This is a genomic window from Rhizobium sp. BIGb0125 (assembly GCF_024810055.1).
Taxonomy (GTDB): Bacteria; Pseudomonadota; Alphaproteobacteria; order Rhizobiales; family Rhizobiaceae; genus Agrobacterium.
Genome location: NZ_JANUDV010000003.1, coordinates 630,081 through 643,114, shown reverse-complemented (window position 1 = coordinate 643,114; position 13,034 = coordinate 630,081). Strand labels below are relative to the sequence as shown.

The following is a 13,034-nucleotide window of genomic DNA, read 5'->3' as shown; positions in this document are numbered from 1 at the left end:
TCGGATTTTTGTGACAAGTACAGGAATGTGGACGCCAGCAGCATCAAGCCGCTGTAGGCAGTGCCGTATTTTCCGTGAACGCCATATCCACGCATGTCGCCCGGGCGAATGTTCGGGAGGCGTGCAACACGTTTACTGCCATCAATCGGTTTTTCGTCCCGGAAGCCAATACATATGGACGATAAGCCAATGGGCAGGCCCACTGCATCCTTTTTCCCAACCTGTGCAGCTGGGTTTTCTTATTATGAGCAGCCTTTGCCGCCCGCTGCCCAGCGCTTGACGTCTGTGGCAACACGCGAAGCATGGGCCTCGTTCATGACGGGGCCATAGGCCTGAAGCTTGGCGGGCGAGCCTTCAGCTTCGACAACCAGCATTGGCCGGGATTCCGGGCTGTTGCGTGGTACCAGCAAAATGCGTGGACGGCCGGAGAAGGAATTCAGCTCCGGAGCAAGGCGGTAAGCCTTGAACGCCGGATCACCGCTTTTGAACCAGCAGGCATTGGCACCAAGCGCAACGCGCTCCATGGTCGGCAGGGCTGCCTGGCTGGCAGGGGCCGGAGTGCTTCGTTCAGACTGGCAGGCGCTTAATGCGACCATGGCTGCCGTAACGCTGGCAAAACTCAGAGCATAGCGAAGGGGCAGGCGGGTCATGGGTGCAACCTTGATGAGAAGAGAAAAAAACCGGCACTGAGTGCCGGTTTGATGGTCTGGATATAATCAGGCCGCGATAACGTTGAGGGCGGAAGCAAACAGGCCTCTGCCATCATTGCCGCCATGGGCTGCTTCAATCAGGTTTTCCGGATGAGGCATCATGCCGAGAACATTGCCGCGCTCGTTGATGATGCCGGCAATGTCGTTCAGCGAACCGTTCGGGTTGGTACCCTCGGCGTAACGGAACACGATCTGGCCCTTGTCTTCCATGGACGCGATCTCGGATGCTTCCGCGAAGTAGTTGCCATCATGGTGGGCAACCGGGCAACGCAGGATCTGACCCTGCGAATAGGCCCGGGTGAAATCCGTGTCGCTGTTGACCACTTCCAGCTTCACTTCGCGGCAAACGAACTTCAGCGAGGAATTGCGCATCAACGCGCCCGGCAGCATTTCGGCTTCAACCAGAATCTGGAAGCCGTTGCACACGCCAAGAACCTTGACGCCTTTTTCTGCCTTTTCGCGAATGGCGCGCATCACTGGCATACGGGCCGCAATGGCACCGCAGCGCAGGTAGTCACCATAGGAGAAACCGCCGGGGATAACGATCAGGTCGACGTCGGGAATTTCCGTTTCCGTCTGCCAAATGGTGATCGGCTCCTTGCCGGAGATTTTTGTCAGGGCCGCAATCATGTCACGATCACGATTGAGGCCGGGAAGCTGAACGACTGCCGATTTCATTGAGCGGCTCCTGCTGTCAGAGGATAGCGATAGAGTAGTTTTCGATCACTGTGTTTGCGAGGAGCTTTTCGCACATAGCCTTGATATCGGCCTCTGCCTTGGCTCCATCAGTGCTGTCGATCTCCAGATCGAAAACCTTGCCCTGACGAACCTGTCCAACGCCTTCGAAGCCGAGGCTTCCCAGTGCGCCTTCAATTGCCTTGCCCTGTGGATCGAGAACGCCATTTTTCAGCGTAACAGTCACCCGTGCCTTGATCACCTGATAGTTCTCCTGATGTGCTTATTTTACGAGGACCGGGCCGGTGCCGCGGATCGGTTCGTTTTCATTGATGATGCCCAAGCGGCGAGCCACTTCGGAATAGGCTTCGAGAAGGCCGCCCATATCGCGACGGAACCGGTCCTTGTCCATTTTTTCCTGGGTTTCGATATCCCACAAACGGCAGCTGTCCGGCGAGATTTCATCGGCCAGGATAATGCGCATCATGTCGCCTTCGTAAAGGCGGCCGCATTCGATCTTGAAATCGACGAGCTGGATGCCGACGCCCAGGAACAGGCCCGACAGGAAGTCGTTGACGCGAATGGCAAGGGCCATGATGTCATCAAGCTCGGCAGGGTTGGCCCAGCCAAAAGCGGTGATGTGCTCTTCAGACACCATCGGGTCTTCAAGCTCATCCGACTTGTAATAGAATTCGATGATCGAGCGTGGCAGCACGATGCCTTCATCAATGCCCAGACGCTTGGACAGCGAACCGGCAGCAACGTTGCGTACAACGATCTCGAGTGGAATCATTTCCACTTCCTTGATCAGCTGTTCGCGCATGTTGAGGCGGCGGATGAAGTGGGTGGGGATGCCGATCTTGTTCAGATGCGTAAACACGTATTCGGAGATACGGTTGTTTAGAACACCCTTACCGTCGATAACTTCGTGTTTTTTCTTGTTAAAGGCGGTTGCATCGTCCTTGAAGAACTGAATCAGCGTACCTGGCTCTGGTCCTTCATAAAGGATCTTTGCCTTGCCTTCGTAAATACGGCGGCGACGGTTCATAATATGAGATCTCGTGTTGGCGCCATGCGCATGGCGTTGTGTTTCATTCTTTGAAGCGGTCCCATATCGGAAAAGATGGACTTTAACAATCTGTAGGATGGGTTCTCCGCGTCAATTCGTTGTCGCTTGTGAATGAAACCTCCTCTGTCCGGTGTTGGTTCAATGAATATAGCAATAGTCACGTCCGGCATACATATATGTTATTGCCGCGTGAATGAGGCAAGGCCGACGCCGCCGCAAAGCGTGTTCGCGACAGCGCAGCTGTTTTTAAACGACGCATTTGTGTGTTGCGAATTATCGCGTCGAAAGCCATTTCGCCAATTTAACATAAATTAGAAAAAATGACTATTGATGTTGAATCAATGCGTAATTCCATTTTGTTGAATCGATCTTTCTTACGTAAAGTGCGGATGGCGAAAACATAAATTTATGTCGGGGTATGGCGTTTCAGATTGGCCGTTCCCATGTCTGTTGCGCAAGGCCGCATGGTGTGGCGAAAGGCGATAATACTTCCTTTTCGTTTCAGCGCGGCCTGTCGTGAAACTTTGCATTGCAGTCTGGTAATGCTTTTGATTTATGGACAACAGGCTGAACTTTCAGCTTTCGGTAAATGTGAATAGATTTGGGAGATTATGACATGGCCCTCGGTGATCGCGATAAGGCATTCGAAAACAAGTTCGCTCATGATGAGGAACTGAGATTCAAGGCTGAAGCTCGCAGAAACAAGCTGCTGGGCCTGTGGGCCGCCGGCCTGCTTGGCAAGGCTGATGCTGATGCTTACGCAAAGGAAGTAGTCGCTGCCGATTTTGAAGAGGCAGGCGACGCAGACGTATTCCGCAAGGTACGTGGCGATTTCGACGCGGCAGGCGTGAAGGTCAGCGACAGTGAATTGACTGCAAAGATGCAGAGCCTGCTGATTGAAGCAGCCGAGCAGATCAGCCAGGCCTGATCCTCAAGTTGATTGATTGAAAAATTGAGCCGGCGACTATCTACTCTTAGCGATAGTCGCCGGCTTTCTTTTTATTGGCAGCCAGAATTTCACTGAACTTGTTGTGGACGCTGCCATTGCCGTTGTCTTGCCGCCAGGACTGGCCGGTTACAAAAGCTTCAACCATTTCCGCCGGTATCGGGCGGCACAGTGCATAACCTTGCAGGTAATCGCAGCCAAGATCGCGCAGGATGCGAATATGTGCTTGTGTTTCAACACCTTCGGCAATGACTCTGATGTTAAGCGAGCGGCCGATTTCCAGGATGGAACTCAGCAATTTGCGCTGCTCGTTGGACTGCGGCAAAAGCCTCACCAGCTCCCGATCGATTTTCAGTGCATCCGGGCTGATGCGCAACAGGCTGATGATCGACGCGTGGCCGGTTCCAAAGTCATCCACCTCAATGGCAATGCCCAGCTTGCGCAGGCGGGCGAGGTTGTCCAGTACCGTCTGGTCGCTATCATCCAGGAAGATGGATTCGAGAAGTTCGAATGACACTGTGCCTGGTTTGATATCCAGCGACTTCAGCGATTTGGTCAGCAACGGATCATGCAGACGCCGTGAGGACACGTTGACCGACACTTTGGGGATCGGCAAACCCGTCTTCTGCCAAATGTTGAAATCGCTGACTGCCTTTTTCAGCATCATCTCGTCAATGGCGGTAACGGCATCCAGATCCTCGGCAATGGCCAGGAAACGGTCCGGTGTTAAAATGCCTTCGGTCGGGTGCTTCCAGCGCGCCAGTGTCTCGGCACCGATGATGTCGAGTGTCTTGGCGTCGAACTGCAGCTGGTAATAGGGAATGAACTCGCTGCGCTCCAGACCCAGCAGGATCTCGTCCGACACACGTTTGGTGTTGATGAGAATGTCCTGTGTGTCCGACGAGAAGAAGTCGTAGCGGTTACGGCCACGTTTCTTGGCATTGTAGAGCGCTATGTCGGCGTTGAGCAGCAACTGCTTGGGGTCGATATCCCGCCCGCTTTCACAGGCAATGCCGATGCTGGCACCACACCGAAATTCGTGGCCGTCATGGTGCATGGGTTTGCGCAGTTCCTTGATCAGGCGGTCGGCAAGGGCGGAGAACTTCTTGGAGGTCCCGGTGTAGCGAGAGACGAACACAAATTCGTCGCCGCCAATGCGGGCCACAAAATCTGCACCGCGCACATTCTTGCGCAGAAGCTGTGCCACATTCTGCAACAGCATGTCGCCAGCTCGGTGGCCAAATGTGTCGTTGACCTGTTTGAAACGGTCAAGATCAATATGCAAAATGCCGATGCCCTGACCATCTCGTGCGCATTCCGCCGCCATGCGGCGCAGGGTGTCATCCAGATACCGACGATTAGGTAGTTCTGTAAGATAATCATGCATCGCATTGTATTCGATGCTATTTTTGGCTTCTTCTAATTCAAGGTTTCTGGCTTCTGCCAGGTTCTTGGCGCGTTCCAGTTCCCGCTGTAAAACAATGTCATCCGTCACATCCCAGTTGGCCCCAACCATGCGGGCGTGACCGGAATTGTCGATGAACGGCAAGGTTCTTGCGCGGATGTAGCGCAGTTTTCCGTCGGGCATGATGATGCGGTATTCGTCGGAAAAGGCCGTCAATCTTGCAACGTGAAACTCGACGTTTTTTTGCACGCGTGGCAGGTCTTCCGGATGCACCATCTTTTCCCAGACACCATCAATGACGATGTCCTGATCCTTCGATACATTGAAGATCGAATACATGCGGTCATCCCAGGTGGTCTGCCGTGTTTCGAAATCCACCTCGAACACACCGATGTGCGAGGCTTCCAGCGCCAGCTTCAAACGGCGGGACATTTTCTCCAGCGCGAATTCAGCCGCCTTGCGGGTGGAGATATCATTGTCGATACCGACGATGCGGATCGGATTGCCATCGGCATCACGGTCGACAGCCGCACCACGGCACTCGATCCACACCCAGTGGCCATCCTTGTGTTTCTCACGGTATTCGAACACCGCAAATTCCGGATCGCCGGCATTTTGCCGCTCAATGGAAAAGATCACGCGGTCACGATCGTCGGGGTGAATAAGCTCCAGCCAACGCTCGTGATTGGTCTCGATCGGGTCATCCGGTGCCATGCCACGAATGGACCGCCATGTATCGGACCCGTAAAACACGCCAGTCGACATGTTCTGGTCCCACACACCGCTTTCTGAATTGATCAGCGCGCTGTTCCAGCGGCTTTCACGCGAGGCAAGATCAAGCTCCAGCAGCTTCTGGGCTGTAATGTCTGTGGCCTGCACGAGGATCGCCGGTTCCTCGGGAAACGGATCGTCCCGAAAGGAAAGCAGTGCGTAGTGGAGGGGGCTGCCGTCCTGCTCAAGGCGCACTTCGATCTGTGTAGGCTTGCCGGTGGCCGCCTTTACCAGCGCATCACGCACGGCATCCTGGTCGTCGGCATGGACAAGCGCAATGAGACTGCTGCCTGTCAGAGTGGCCGGGTCCTGCAGAAAATCGCCGCAGACTTTGTTGCAAAAGAGGACGGTTCCATTCGTTTTAACGCGAATGGTCGGTAGAGGAAGCGCATCCAGAATGTCATTCAGCATACGATTTATTGTCAACCGAACCTGCCACCACTTTCACACCGCCGAATGATGTGCTCCGTAAGGATTTTCAGCCTCTGTGTGATTTTTCTTTTACAATCAAAGTCATATGCAAAGACATTGCAGGAGGTGAACGATATTGGAAATTCATATCCTGGGCTTCATGCAATCATTGCATCCGGGCAATCTGCCAGTTTTGGTTTAACTCTGTCTTAATTGCCGCGCGGTCATTTTATCGATGATGTCTTACGGCTGCACGCTGAATATCATTTAAATTTTTAATTTCATAAAATTAAATAATGCGCTGAAATCGTTATAAATAATAACAATTAAGGGCAGGGTGTCTCTTGGGTTGAAATCAACTGTGTCGGTGCACCCGCATGGTGCAGCATGATGGCACATTGACCGGTGGCGTAAAGTTGCAATTCAGCTTTTGCACGCTATTTATGTGGGCGGGTGTTTTTAGTTGCTTCTGCACGTTGACGCGGCGAACCGAACCGCTATAAAGCCAGCCACCGCTTGATTTGGGTGCTGTTGTCACATTGCGTGACGGCCCACCGCCAGATCGAACTTAAGGAAGAGTGGCCGAGCGGTTTAAGGCACCGGTCTTGAAAACCGGCGTAGGTGCGAGCCTACCGTGGGTTCGAATCCCACCTCTTCCGCCATTAAGTTGTCCGAAGCTGTTCGCAACTGTCTAAACATCCCTTATAATATATAGCTTTTCCTGCTGTAACTTGTCCGTCATTGTCCATACCTGTTCGCCCCAATCTGAGGCTTTTGGGGGTGGCTGTGGGGGTGTAATGGAATGGCGATGAGATACCTGGTTTCGATTGCTCGAGTGCATTGCCAAATGCTTCGATGCGAGCCTCGCGGTCTGCTTCCATCATAAGCGAGGAGATAAGCGCGAATTCGTTTTTGCGAATATCGATGGCTAGGCGCTCTTTTTTGCCCAGGAAGAAGAAAAGGCCCGCCGAAAAAGCGGGCCTAACAGTGGTTACCATTGCCACTGGCGATATTCGCGCTCGCGGCGCCAATCATCGCGCTCTTCCCACCGTCTGTGCTCGCGCCACTCGCGACGGGCTTGGTGTTCACGCCACTCGCGACGAGGGTTCCAATCGCTTCGACGGTCCCATTCGCGCTCGTAACGCCGCGGTTCGTAGGGTCGGCAATAACCGCGCGGCGTCAGGTAATAGCCTCGCCCGCAGGCATAGTCGACTTTTTGGACAATTGACGCCACTGGCGCAGATGGCTGCATGATCGGCATCGCATTTGCGCCGCCGCCAATAAATGCGGTGACAATAATACCTGCACCTAAAAGTAACTTACGCATCTCAAACACTCCCTGTGTGGTGATTGAGATTAGCTCCCATCCGCGTGAACGGCTGCTGAATGAACTGTGACGTTTTCAGGGCGCCGTTGACCCACGCGCGCGCGCGTGGGTCGCACACAAGCTTGAAATAGCAGCGATGCTCGCAAGAACGATGGCTGACTTGGTCAGGGAGCAAGCCTTGCTCCGCACGAGGATGCCGTTCAGGGGAAGACACGGCGATACCGCGACACGACGCGATGCTTGGCATCACACTCACATTTGCTGGCAACGGTCGCACCTTCTCAAGCACACGGCTGTGCGGGCAGTGTCAAAAGGCGTTGTGTTTTCTAGGGGAGTTTGTTCTGGGGAGAGAAGCGACCGGGTATCTGATGTGACCCGATGCGCTACTGTGTGTTCAGGCGCAGTTGCTGCGCCCGTCATGTCTTTTTAGAGCCGCCAATCATCAGGCAACACATCAACGACCTTGTCAGGCCTTTGCGCGCGACTTGCGCTTTGTCGCTGTGGGCAGCTCTACAGGCGTTGCGGATTCCTGTGCCTCGCGCAACAAGCGCAAGCGTTCCGTCTTTTTGGCCCGTTGGGCTTCATCCGTCGCAATGATCTGCCGTGCGGCTTGATCTGTTGCTGAGGCTTTGTCCTGTGCAGATGCTCTGCCGGTTTTTAAGATTGGTTCTTTATTAATCGTCATGACGACCTCCTTTCGTGAAGGGGCAACCAATGCTCAGCGTGTGTGCACAGCTTTTTTAGGGGCGGGGAGCAAACCCTCGCGCTGCAATTTTTTCCGCTGCAGTTTGCGGTGACGGCGAACGGCTTCGGCCTGTTCCCGATTTCTTTTTTCGGACGGTTTTTCATAGGCGCTACGGGCACGCATTTCGCGGAAAACGCCTTCGCGCTGCAATTTTTTCTTCAGGACACGAAGTGCCTGTTCCACGTTGTTTTCTCTAACGATGACCTGCAAAATATCTCCTTATCTGTATGTGGTGGACTATTTCTTTGTTCTGACCGCAGTCAGATCAATCCAGCTGGCGTTGGTATCGCCGCGGGATGTCGGGGTCTTGGACTTCGGAGTGCCGCGGGACGATGCGTCGTTGTCGATGTCGTCCTGGCCAATACTGCGGTCAAAATTCTCGCCATCAATACGTATCCGGTAGCGGATTACGCCCTGATTTTCGGGCAACACTGCAACGACTTCGCCAGTCCCATGGGGTTGGACACTGCCGCGTGTGCGCGTTTTGAGGACGATTTTATCGCCGCAGCGATAGGGAACTTTCAGCATGAGAATCTCCCATGTCTTAAAAAAATAAAGGCCGGGCGCAAACCCGACCTCTCACTGTCATCTACTCATGCCGCCAGTACATCCGTGGTCGGCGGAGCAAATGACAAATTTATGCCGCCTGAAGGTTATCGGCAGAGTTCTTGCCAGAACGGCGGTCCTGAACGAGTTCGTAACGGATCTTCTGACCGTCTGTCAGCGAGCTGAGGCCAGCGCGCTCTACGGCAGAGATGTGTACGAAAACGTCGGTCGCGCCATCGTCAGGCTGAATGAAGCCGAAGCCCTTGGTTGCGTTGAACCACTTTACGGTGCCAGTGTTCATAACGATTTCCTTTCATAGCAATCGTTGTTGTTCCTGCGAAACCTCGCAGGATTGGATCGATATTTTGAGAGGAAATCCGACGGGAGCAAAAGCTCTGGACCGGCGTCACAAGCAATGGTCGATAACACAATATAGGATTAAATCTAAGGTTATGCAATCAACTTACCCGATTTAGTTCAAAACCACCCCGAAGTCATTGATTGGATAGAGATAAAATATCGAAATATTTTTCGATTTTTTAATTTTTCACGCCGATTTTTCTCGCTGGGTTGTATTTTTCGCGCCAGTTTTGGAAAATTTTTGAGGCTTTGGTGTGCTGCTGGCGAACACATTGCAACTGCTGTTGCGAACGATATGGGACGACTGTCTCTAAACTCTGGAGAAACGCAGCGAAGCGCCACTTGGCGCCGCATTCAAACTTGCCAATCTTCCGGCACGTCAAAAAACTGGCAGTTTTTTCAGATTTTTTGGGAACTATTTTGCGATTGGTGCCCTTAGGAGCCTACGAGCCCACTACCACAAATTGCTGTCCGTAAAATTATAGTCAAAAACTATAGTGCCTGTCCTTACTCAACCAATTTGTGTCCGGTAGGCTTAGAATCGAAATATGCGCGCAGGAGGATGGCGTGGCATCGCAAAGGCTTGAAATGCAGGACGAGAAGACCGGTTATTACACGTGGGATGTAATCGAAAATCTCGTCACGATGGATTATGTGTGTGCAGATTTCTTTGAATTTTTACCATGCCATGGCAGGGCCGGCGTACCCATTGAGGGCATTTTGCAAAAGATCGATGCGGACACCCGGGAGAGGGTGGCCAAGGAGATTTATGATGCGTTGATTGCCGGTGATTACTTCGAAACCGAATATCCGCTGAACAATACAGATGGCACGCTGCGCTGGATCCATGTGACCGGCCGCATGATAATGGACGCAGACAATGTGCCGATCCGGTCAATCGGCACCATGCGGGATATCACCGCAAACCGCCTGCCAGCCGCCAATATGATCGCCTCATAAAAAAAGCCCCGCATAAGCGGGGCCTTGAGTGTATCATCAATCGTCTAGGCTTTTGTTATTCAAGGCATAGAGTTGATGTCTAGGCATGCGTCCGTCTATTTACCGTCAACTACGCGCCGCCCGAATACGGGGGCTGAACTCTTTGACGGCATGGTCTTGGTGTTTGAACCAAAACCTTTGCGGACTTGTGGTTTTCAATGCCAGGTCTGGCGGCCATACCAATCATCTACATCGGTCTTGGCGCGATCCTTGGCGAGGCCGTAACGTTCCTGCAACTTGCCTTCAAGCTGGTCACGTTTACCGGCAATCTGATCAAGGTCGTCATCAGTGAGTTTGCCCCACTGTTCCTTGATCTTGCCTTTAACCTGTTTCCAGTTTCCTTCAACACGGTTCCAGTCCATTTGCGTTTCCTCCAAGATAATTAAACACATAGAAGAAACGCCTGAATCGCAGAATGGTTCAGGAAAAAGTGCCGGTTTTTAATGCTGGCCGGATTCAGGGTTCTTCAAACGGCTGAGAAACTGGGCAAAAACCATTGTGCCTTCGGGCCATGGGCCGTGGCCGGATTCGGTGTTGATGTGGCCGGACATGCCGGCATCTACCAGCAGTGAGCCCCATGCAGCGGCAATCTCGTCAGCATGCTCATAGGTGCCGAACGGATCGTTGCGGCTGGCAATGGTCATTGCCGGAAACGGAAACGGTTCGCGCGGGTAGGGACCAAAGGTCATAAGGTGTTTTGGCCGGATGGTCGGGTTGGTCACATCTGGCGGTGCCACCAGAAATGCGCCGGCAACCTTGTGGCCAATTTCCGGAATGGCATGCACCACGGTTGGTACGCCAAGCGAATGCGCCACCAGTACAACCGGCTTCGTGCAGGCATTGACGTCTTCTACCAGCCTGCTGATCCAGTCTTCACGCACGGGCTTCGACCATTCGGCCTGCTCAACGCGACGCGCGCTGCCAAGCTTTTGCTGCCAACGGGATTGCCAGTGATCTGGCCCGGAATTGGTGTAACCGGGAACGATGAGGATATCTGCTTCGGATGCTTTCATGGCGCTTATCTTGGTATCAATGTCACCGTATTCAAGATGTATTCAAGATAGCGGTGAGGATTGTGGACATTGTCCGGGCTGCCCGGCGTGGTTTTGACGATGGGCCGCAAACCTGACGTCATTATGAAAATGCCCGGACAAGGTCCGGGCATCTGACACGGGCGTTAGCGGTTCAATCAGGCCTTGCCGAACACACGGTTGAAGATCGTATCAACATGTTTCGTGTGGTAGCCGAGGTCGAACTTTTCGCGGATGGCGTCTTCGGAAAGCGCTGCGCGCACTTCTTCATCGCCCAGCAGTTCCTCCAGGAAGTCTGCGCCCTGTTCCCAAACCTTCATGGCGTTGCGCTGCACGAGGCGGTAGGAATCCTCGCGGGAAACGCCAGCCTGTGTCAGTGCAAGCAGAACGCGCTGCGAGTGCACGAGGCCACGGAACTTGTTGAGGTTCTTCAGCATGTTTTCCGGGTAGATCACCAGCTTTTCGACAACGCCGGCCAGACGATGCAGCGCAAAGTCGAGGGTGATGGTGGTATCAGGGCCAATGGCGCGCTCAACGCTGGAGTGGCTGATGTCACGCTCGTGCCACAGGGCAACGTTTTCCAGCGCCGGCACAACCGACATACGCACCAGACGGGCAAGGCCGGTCAGGTTTTCGGTCAAAACCGGGTTGCGCTTGTGTGGCATGGCCGACGAACCCTTCTGGCCCGGCGAGAAGAACTCTTCGGCTTCCAGAACTTCGGTGCGCTGCATGTGGCGGATTTCAATCGCCACATTTTCAATCGACGAGGCGATGACGCCAAGCGTTGCAAAGAACATGGCGTGGCGGTCACGCGGAATGACCTGCGTGGAAACCGGCTCAGGGATCAGGCCCAGCTTTTCGCATACATGTTCTTCAACGCGCGGATCGATATTGGCAAAGGTACCAACTGCACCGGAAACGGCACCGGTTGCAATTTCTGCACGGGCGTTGACGAGGCGGGTGCGGTTACGGTCCATTTCCGCGTAGAAACGGGCAAAGGTCAGACCCATTGTGGTCGGCTCGGCGTGAATGCCGTGGCTGCGGCCAATGCGGATCGTGTCCTTGTGTTCGAAGGCGCGGGTCTTCAGCGCAGCCAACACGCGGTCCATGCCGGCAAGCAGAATGTCTGCTGCGCGAACCAGCTGAATGTTCAGCGTGGTGTCCAGCACGTCGGAAGAGGTCATGCCCTGGTGCACGAAGCGGCTGTCAGGACCGACAAATTCGGCCAGATGCGTCAGGAAGGCGATGACGTCATGTTTGGTAACGGCTTCGATTTCATCGATGCGCTCAACATTGAAAGTGGCGCTGCCGCCTTTTTCCCAGATTGTTTCAGCTGCCGACTTTGGAATGACGCCAATCTCGGCCAGTGCATCACAGGCATAGGCTTCGATTTCAAACCAGATACGGAACTTCGTTTCCGGCGACCAGATTGCGACCATTTCCGGCCGGGAATAGCGAGGGATCATTGCTACCGCTTTCTATATGGTGAGAATTTGCAGCCCGTTTAGCAAAGTGTGACGCCAATCTCAACGCATTCGAAGGGAAAGGATGAAACTGGTTACGAACAGACACACGATGCCCACGGGAAAATACAGCCAAAGGCCGATGATGGTGAACTGGTAGGTTGCGCCAAGCGTGGTGAACAACTGCTGGAAAAACCAGATCCGTGTCAGGAACGGCTCATGCCACTGCGCATAAAAAATGCGGTACTGCAGGGCAAACAGCAGCGCCGTAACGCCATAGGTGACTAGACAGAGACACAGCGCAAAGGCGCAGAAGCGGGCGGTGGCCGGTTTTGAAAAGGCCAGATACCGCGCCAGTACCAAGGCAGGCGTAAAGGCAATGAAGGCACCGGCGAAATAAAACGCCACGATCTGCCAAAAATGATCGGTCTCGCCACGGTGGCGCATATAAAGACCAATGACGCAGGAAAGCGCCATCGCAGCCCCCCAGACGAATGGTCCGGCAAGTGCTGCGGTTTTTGAGGGCAGGGCGTGTTCAAGCCGCTGTTTCAATGGACTGCCCTTTCAAGGCACCGC

Annotated in this window: 17 protein-coding genes and 1 tRNA gene; 3 read left to right on the top strand and 15 right to left on the bottom strand. The window is 53.7% G+C overall.

Annotated features, from left to right (window positions below; genetic code table 11):
• Positions 1-242 precede the first annotated feature (242 nt).
• The 4 genes from M2418_RS11460 to purC form a co-directional block, all read right to left on the bottom strand.
• Positions 243-650 carry a hypothetical protein gene (locus M2418_RS11460; protein WP_192491233.1) on the bottom strand — a complete coding sequence of 136 codons (408 nt, stop codon included), beginning with the start codon at positions 648-650 and terminating at the stop codon, positions 243-245.
• 66 nt (positions 651-716) lie between these two features.
• A complete protein-coding gene (purQ, locus tag M2418_RS11455) occupies positions 717-1,388 on the bottom strand; it encodes a phosphoribosylformylglycinamidine synthase subunit PurQ (RefSeq protein ID WP_192491234.1) in 672 nt (223 codons plus the stop codon).
• Between the two features lie 16 nt (positions 1,389-1,404).
• Positions 1,405-1,647 (bottom strand): phosphoribosylformylglycinamidine synthase subunit PurS, encoded by a 243-nt coding sequence (gene purS / locus M2418_RS11450; RefSeq protein WP_192491235.1) that lies wholly within the window; start codon positions 1,645-1,647, stop codon positions 1,405-1,407.
• 21 nt (positions 1,648-1,668) lie between these two features.
• The gene (gene purC, locus M2418_RS11445) at positions 1,669-2,433 is read right to left on the bottom strand and encodes a phosphoribosylaminoimidazolesuccinocarboxamide synthase (RefSeq protein WP_192491236.1); all 765 of its coding nucleotides are present in this window, start codon (positions 2,431-2,433) and stop codon (positions 1,669-1,671) included.
• Positions 2,434-3,070: 637 nt separating this feature from the next.
• Here purC and M2418_RS11440 point away from each other — a divergent pair.
• Positions 3,071-3,382, top strand: coding sequence for a DUF1476 domain-containing protein (locus M2418_RS11440; RefSeq protein ID WP_250982602.1), 312 nt, complete (start codon positions 3,071-3,073; stop codon positions 3,380-3,382).
• A gap of 46 nt (positions 3,383-3,428) precedes the next feature.
• On the opposite strand, the gene M2418_RS11435 is transcribed toward M2418_RS11440, so the two are convergent.
• Entirely contained in the window at positions 3,429-5,987 is a 2,559-nt protein-coding gene (locus tag M2418_RS11435) for a bifunctional diguanylate cyclase/phosphodiesterase (RefSeq protein WP_259146547.1), read from the bottom strand.
• A gap of 572 nt (positions 5,988-6,559) precedes the next feature.
• On the opposite strand from M2418_RS11435, the gene M2418_RS11430 reads away from it, so the two are divergent.
• A tRNA-Ser gene (locus M2418_RS11430) sits at positions 6,560-6,649 on the top strand.
• On the opposite strand, the gene M2418_RS11425 is transcribed toward M2418_RS11430, so the two are convergent.
• From M2418_RS11425 to M2418_RS11400, 6 genes are all read right to left on the bottom strand, one after another.
• A complete protein-coding gene (locus M2418_RS11425; RefSeq protein ID WP_259146545.1) occupies positions 6,650-6,991 on the bottom strand; it encodes a hypothetical protein in 342 nt (113 codons plus the stop codon).
• Positions 6,979-7,314 carry a GCG_CRPN prefix-to-repeats domain-containing protein gene (locus M2418_RS11420; RefSeq protein WP_259146543.1) on the bottom strand — a complete coding sequence of 112 codons (336 nt, stop codon included), beginning with the start codon at positions 7,312-7,314 and terminating at the stop codon, positions 6,979-6,981. The genes M2418_RS11425 and M2418_RS11420 overlap by 13 nt, the downstream gene beginning before the upstream one ends.
• A gap of 466 nt (positions 7,315-7,780) precedes the next feature.
• Positions 7,781-7,999 carry a hypothetical protein gene (locus tag M2418_RS11415; protein WP_250982594.1) on the bottom strand — a complete coding sequence of 73 codons (219 nt, stop codon included), beginning with the start codon at positions 7,997-7,999 and terminating at the stop codon, positions 7,781-7,783.
• A gap of 33 nt (positions 8,000-8,032) precedes the next feature.
• Positions 8,033-8,269: a 30S ribosomal protein S21 gene (gene rpsU / locus M2418_RS11410; protein ID WP_192491246.1), complete on the bottom strand. Its 237-nt coding sequence runs from the start codon at positions 8,267-8,269 to the stop codon at positions 8,033-8,035.
• 27 nt (positions 8,270-8,296) lie between these two features.
• Positions 8,297-8,587: a cold-shock protein gene (locus tag M2418_RS11405; protein ID WP_259146541.1), complete on the bottom strand. Its 291-nt coding sequence runs from the start codon at positions 8,585-8,587 to the stop codon at positions 8,297-8,299.
• A 109-nt stretch (positions 8,588-8,696) separates the two neighbouring features.
• Complete coding sequence (locus tag M2418_RS11400; protein ID WP_192491248.1) at positions 8,697-8,906, bottom strand: cold-shock protein; 210 nt, start codon at positions 8,904-8,906, stop codon at positions 8,697-8,699.
• A 626-nt stretch (positions 8,907-9,532) separates the two neighbouring features.
• Between M2418_RS11400 and M2418_RS11395 the strand changes: the two genes are divergently transcribed.
• Positions 9,533-9,925, top strand: coding sequence for a PAS domain-containing protein (locus M2418_RS11395; RefSeq protein ID WP_250982592.1), 393 nt, complete (start codon positions 9,533-9,535; stop codon positions 9,923-9,925).
• A gap of 194 nt (positions 9,926-10,119) precedes the next feature.
• Here M2418_RS11395 and M2418_RS11390 read toward each other — a convergent pair whose 3' ends face one another.
• The 4 genes from M2418_RS11390 to M2418_RS11375 form a co-directional block, all read right to left on the bottom strand.
• Positions 10,120-10,326, bottom strand: coding sequence for a CsbD family protein (locus M2418_RS11390; RefSeq protein WP_192491253.1), 207 nt, complete (start codon positions 10,324-10,326; stop codon positions 10,120-10,122).
• Positions 10,327-10,404: 78 nt separating this feature from the next.
• The gene (locus tag M2418_RS11385; RefSeq protein ID WP_259146538.1) at positions 10,405-10,977 is read right to left on the bottom strand and encodes an alpha/beta hydrolase; all 573 of its coding nucleotides are present in this window, start codon (positions 10,975-10,977) and stop codon (positions 10,405-10,407) included.
• Positions 10,978-11,153: 176 nt separating this feature from the next.
• Positions 11,154-12,461, bottom strand: a complete 1,308-nt coding sequence (gene purB, locus M2418_RS11380; RefSeq protein WP_192491254.1) for an adenylosuccinate lyase — start codon at positions 12,459-12,461, stop codon at positions 11,154-11,156.
• A 60-nt stretch (positions 12,462-12,521) separates the two neighbouring features.
• The gene (locus tag M2418_RS11375; protein WP_259146536.1) at positions 12,522-13,010 is read right to left on the bottom strand and encodes a hypothetical protein; all 489 of its coding nucleotides are present in this window, start codon (positions 13,008-13,010) and stop codon (positions 12,522-12,524) included.
• Between the last annotated feature and the right edge of the window lie 24 nt (positions 13,011-13,034).

Bases quoted from the DNA above. Each gene is read 5' to 3' on its own strand.
- M2418_RS11460 (WP_192491233.1), bottom strand. From the start codon at position 650: ATGACCCGCCTGCCCCTTCGCTATGCTCTGAGTTTTGCCAGCGTTACG.
- M2418_RS11440 (WP_250982602.1), top strand. From the start codon at position 3,071: ATGGCCCTCGGTGATCGCGATAAGGCATTCGAAAACAAGTTCGCTCAT.
- M2418_RS11415 (WP_250982594.1), bottom strand. From the start codon at position 7,999: ATGACGATTAATAAAGAACCAATCTTAAAAACCGGCAGAGCATCTGCA.
- purQ (WP_192491234.1), bottom strand. From the start codon at position 1,388: ATGAAATCGGCAGTCGTTCAGCTTCCCGGCCTCAATCGTGATCGTGAC.
- M2418_RS11390 (WP_192491253.1), bottom strand. From the start codon at position 10,326: ATGGACTGGAACCGTGTTGAAGGAAACTGGAAACAGGTTAAAGGCAAG.
- purC (WP_192491236.1), bottom strand. From the start codon at position 2,433: ATGAACCGTCGCCGCCGTATTTACGAAGGCAAGGCAAAGATCCTTTAT.
- M2418_RS11385 (WP_259146538.1), bottom strand. From the start codon at position 10,977: ATGAAAGCATCCGAAGCAGATATCCTCATCGTTCCCGGTTACACCAAT.
- M2418_RS11435 (WP_259146547.1), bottom strand. From the start codon at position 5,987: ATGCTGAATGACATTCTGGATGCGCTTCCTCTACCGACCATTCGCGTT.
- M2418_RS11405 (WP_259146541.1), bottom strand. From the start codon at position 8,587: ATGCTGAAAGTTCCCTATCGCTGCGGCGATAAAATCGTCCTCAAAACG.
- M2418_RS11420 (WP_259146543.1), bottom strand. From the start codon at position 7,314: ATGCGTAAGTTACTTTTAGGTGCAGGTATTATTGTCACCGCATTTATT.
- purB (WP_192491254.1), bottom strand. From the start codon at position 12,461: ATGATCCCTCGCTATTCCCGGCCGGAAATGGTCGCAATCTGGTCGCCG.
- M2418_RS11400 (WP_192491248.1), bottom strand. From the start codon at position 8,906: ATGAACACTGGCACCGTAAAGTGGTTCAACGCAACCAAGGGCTTCGGC.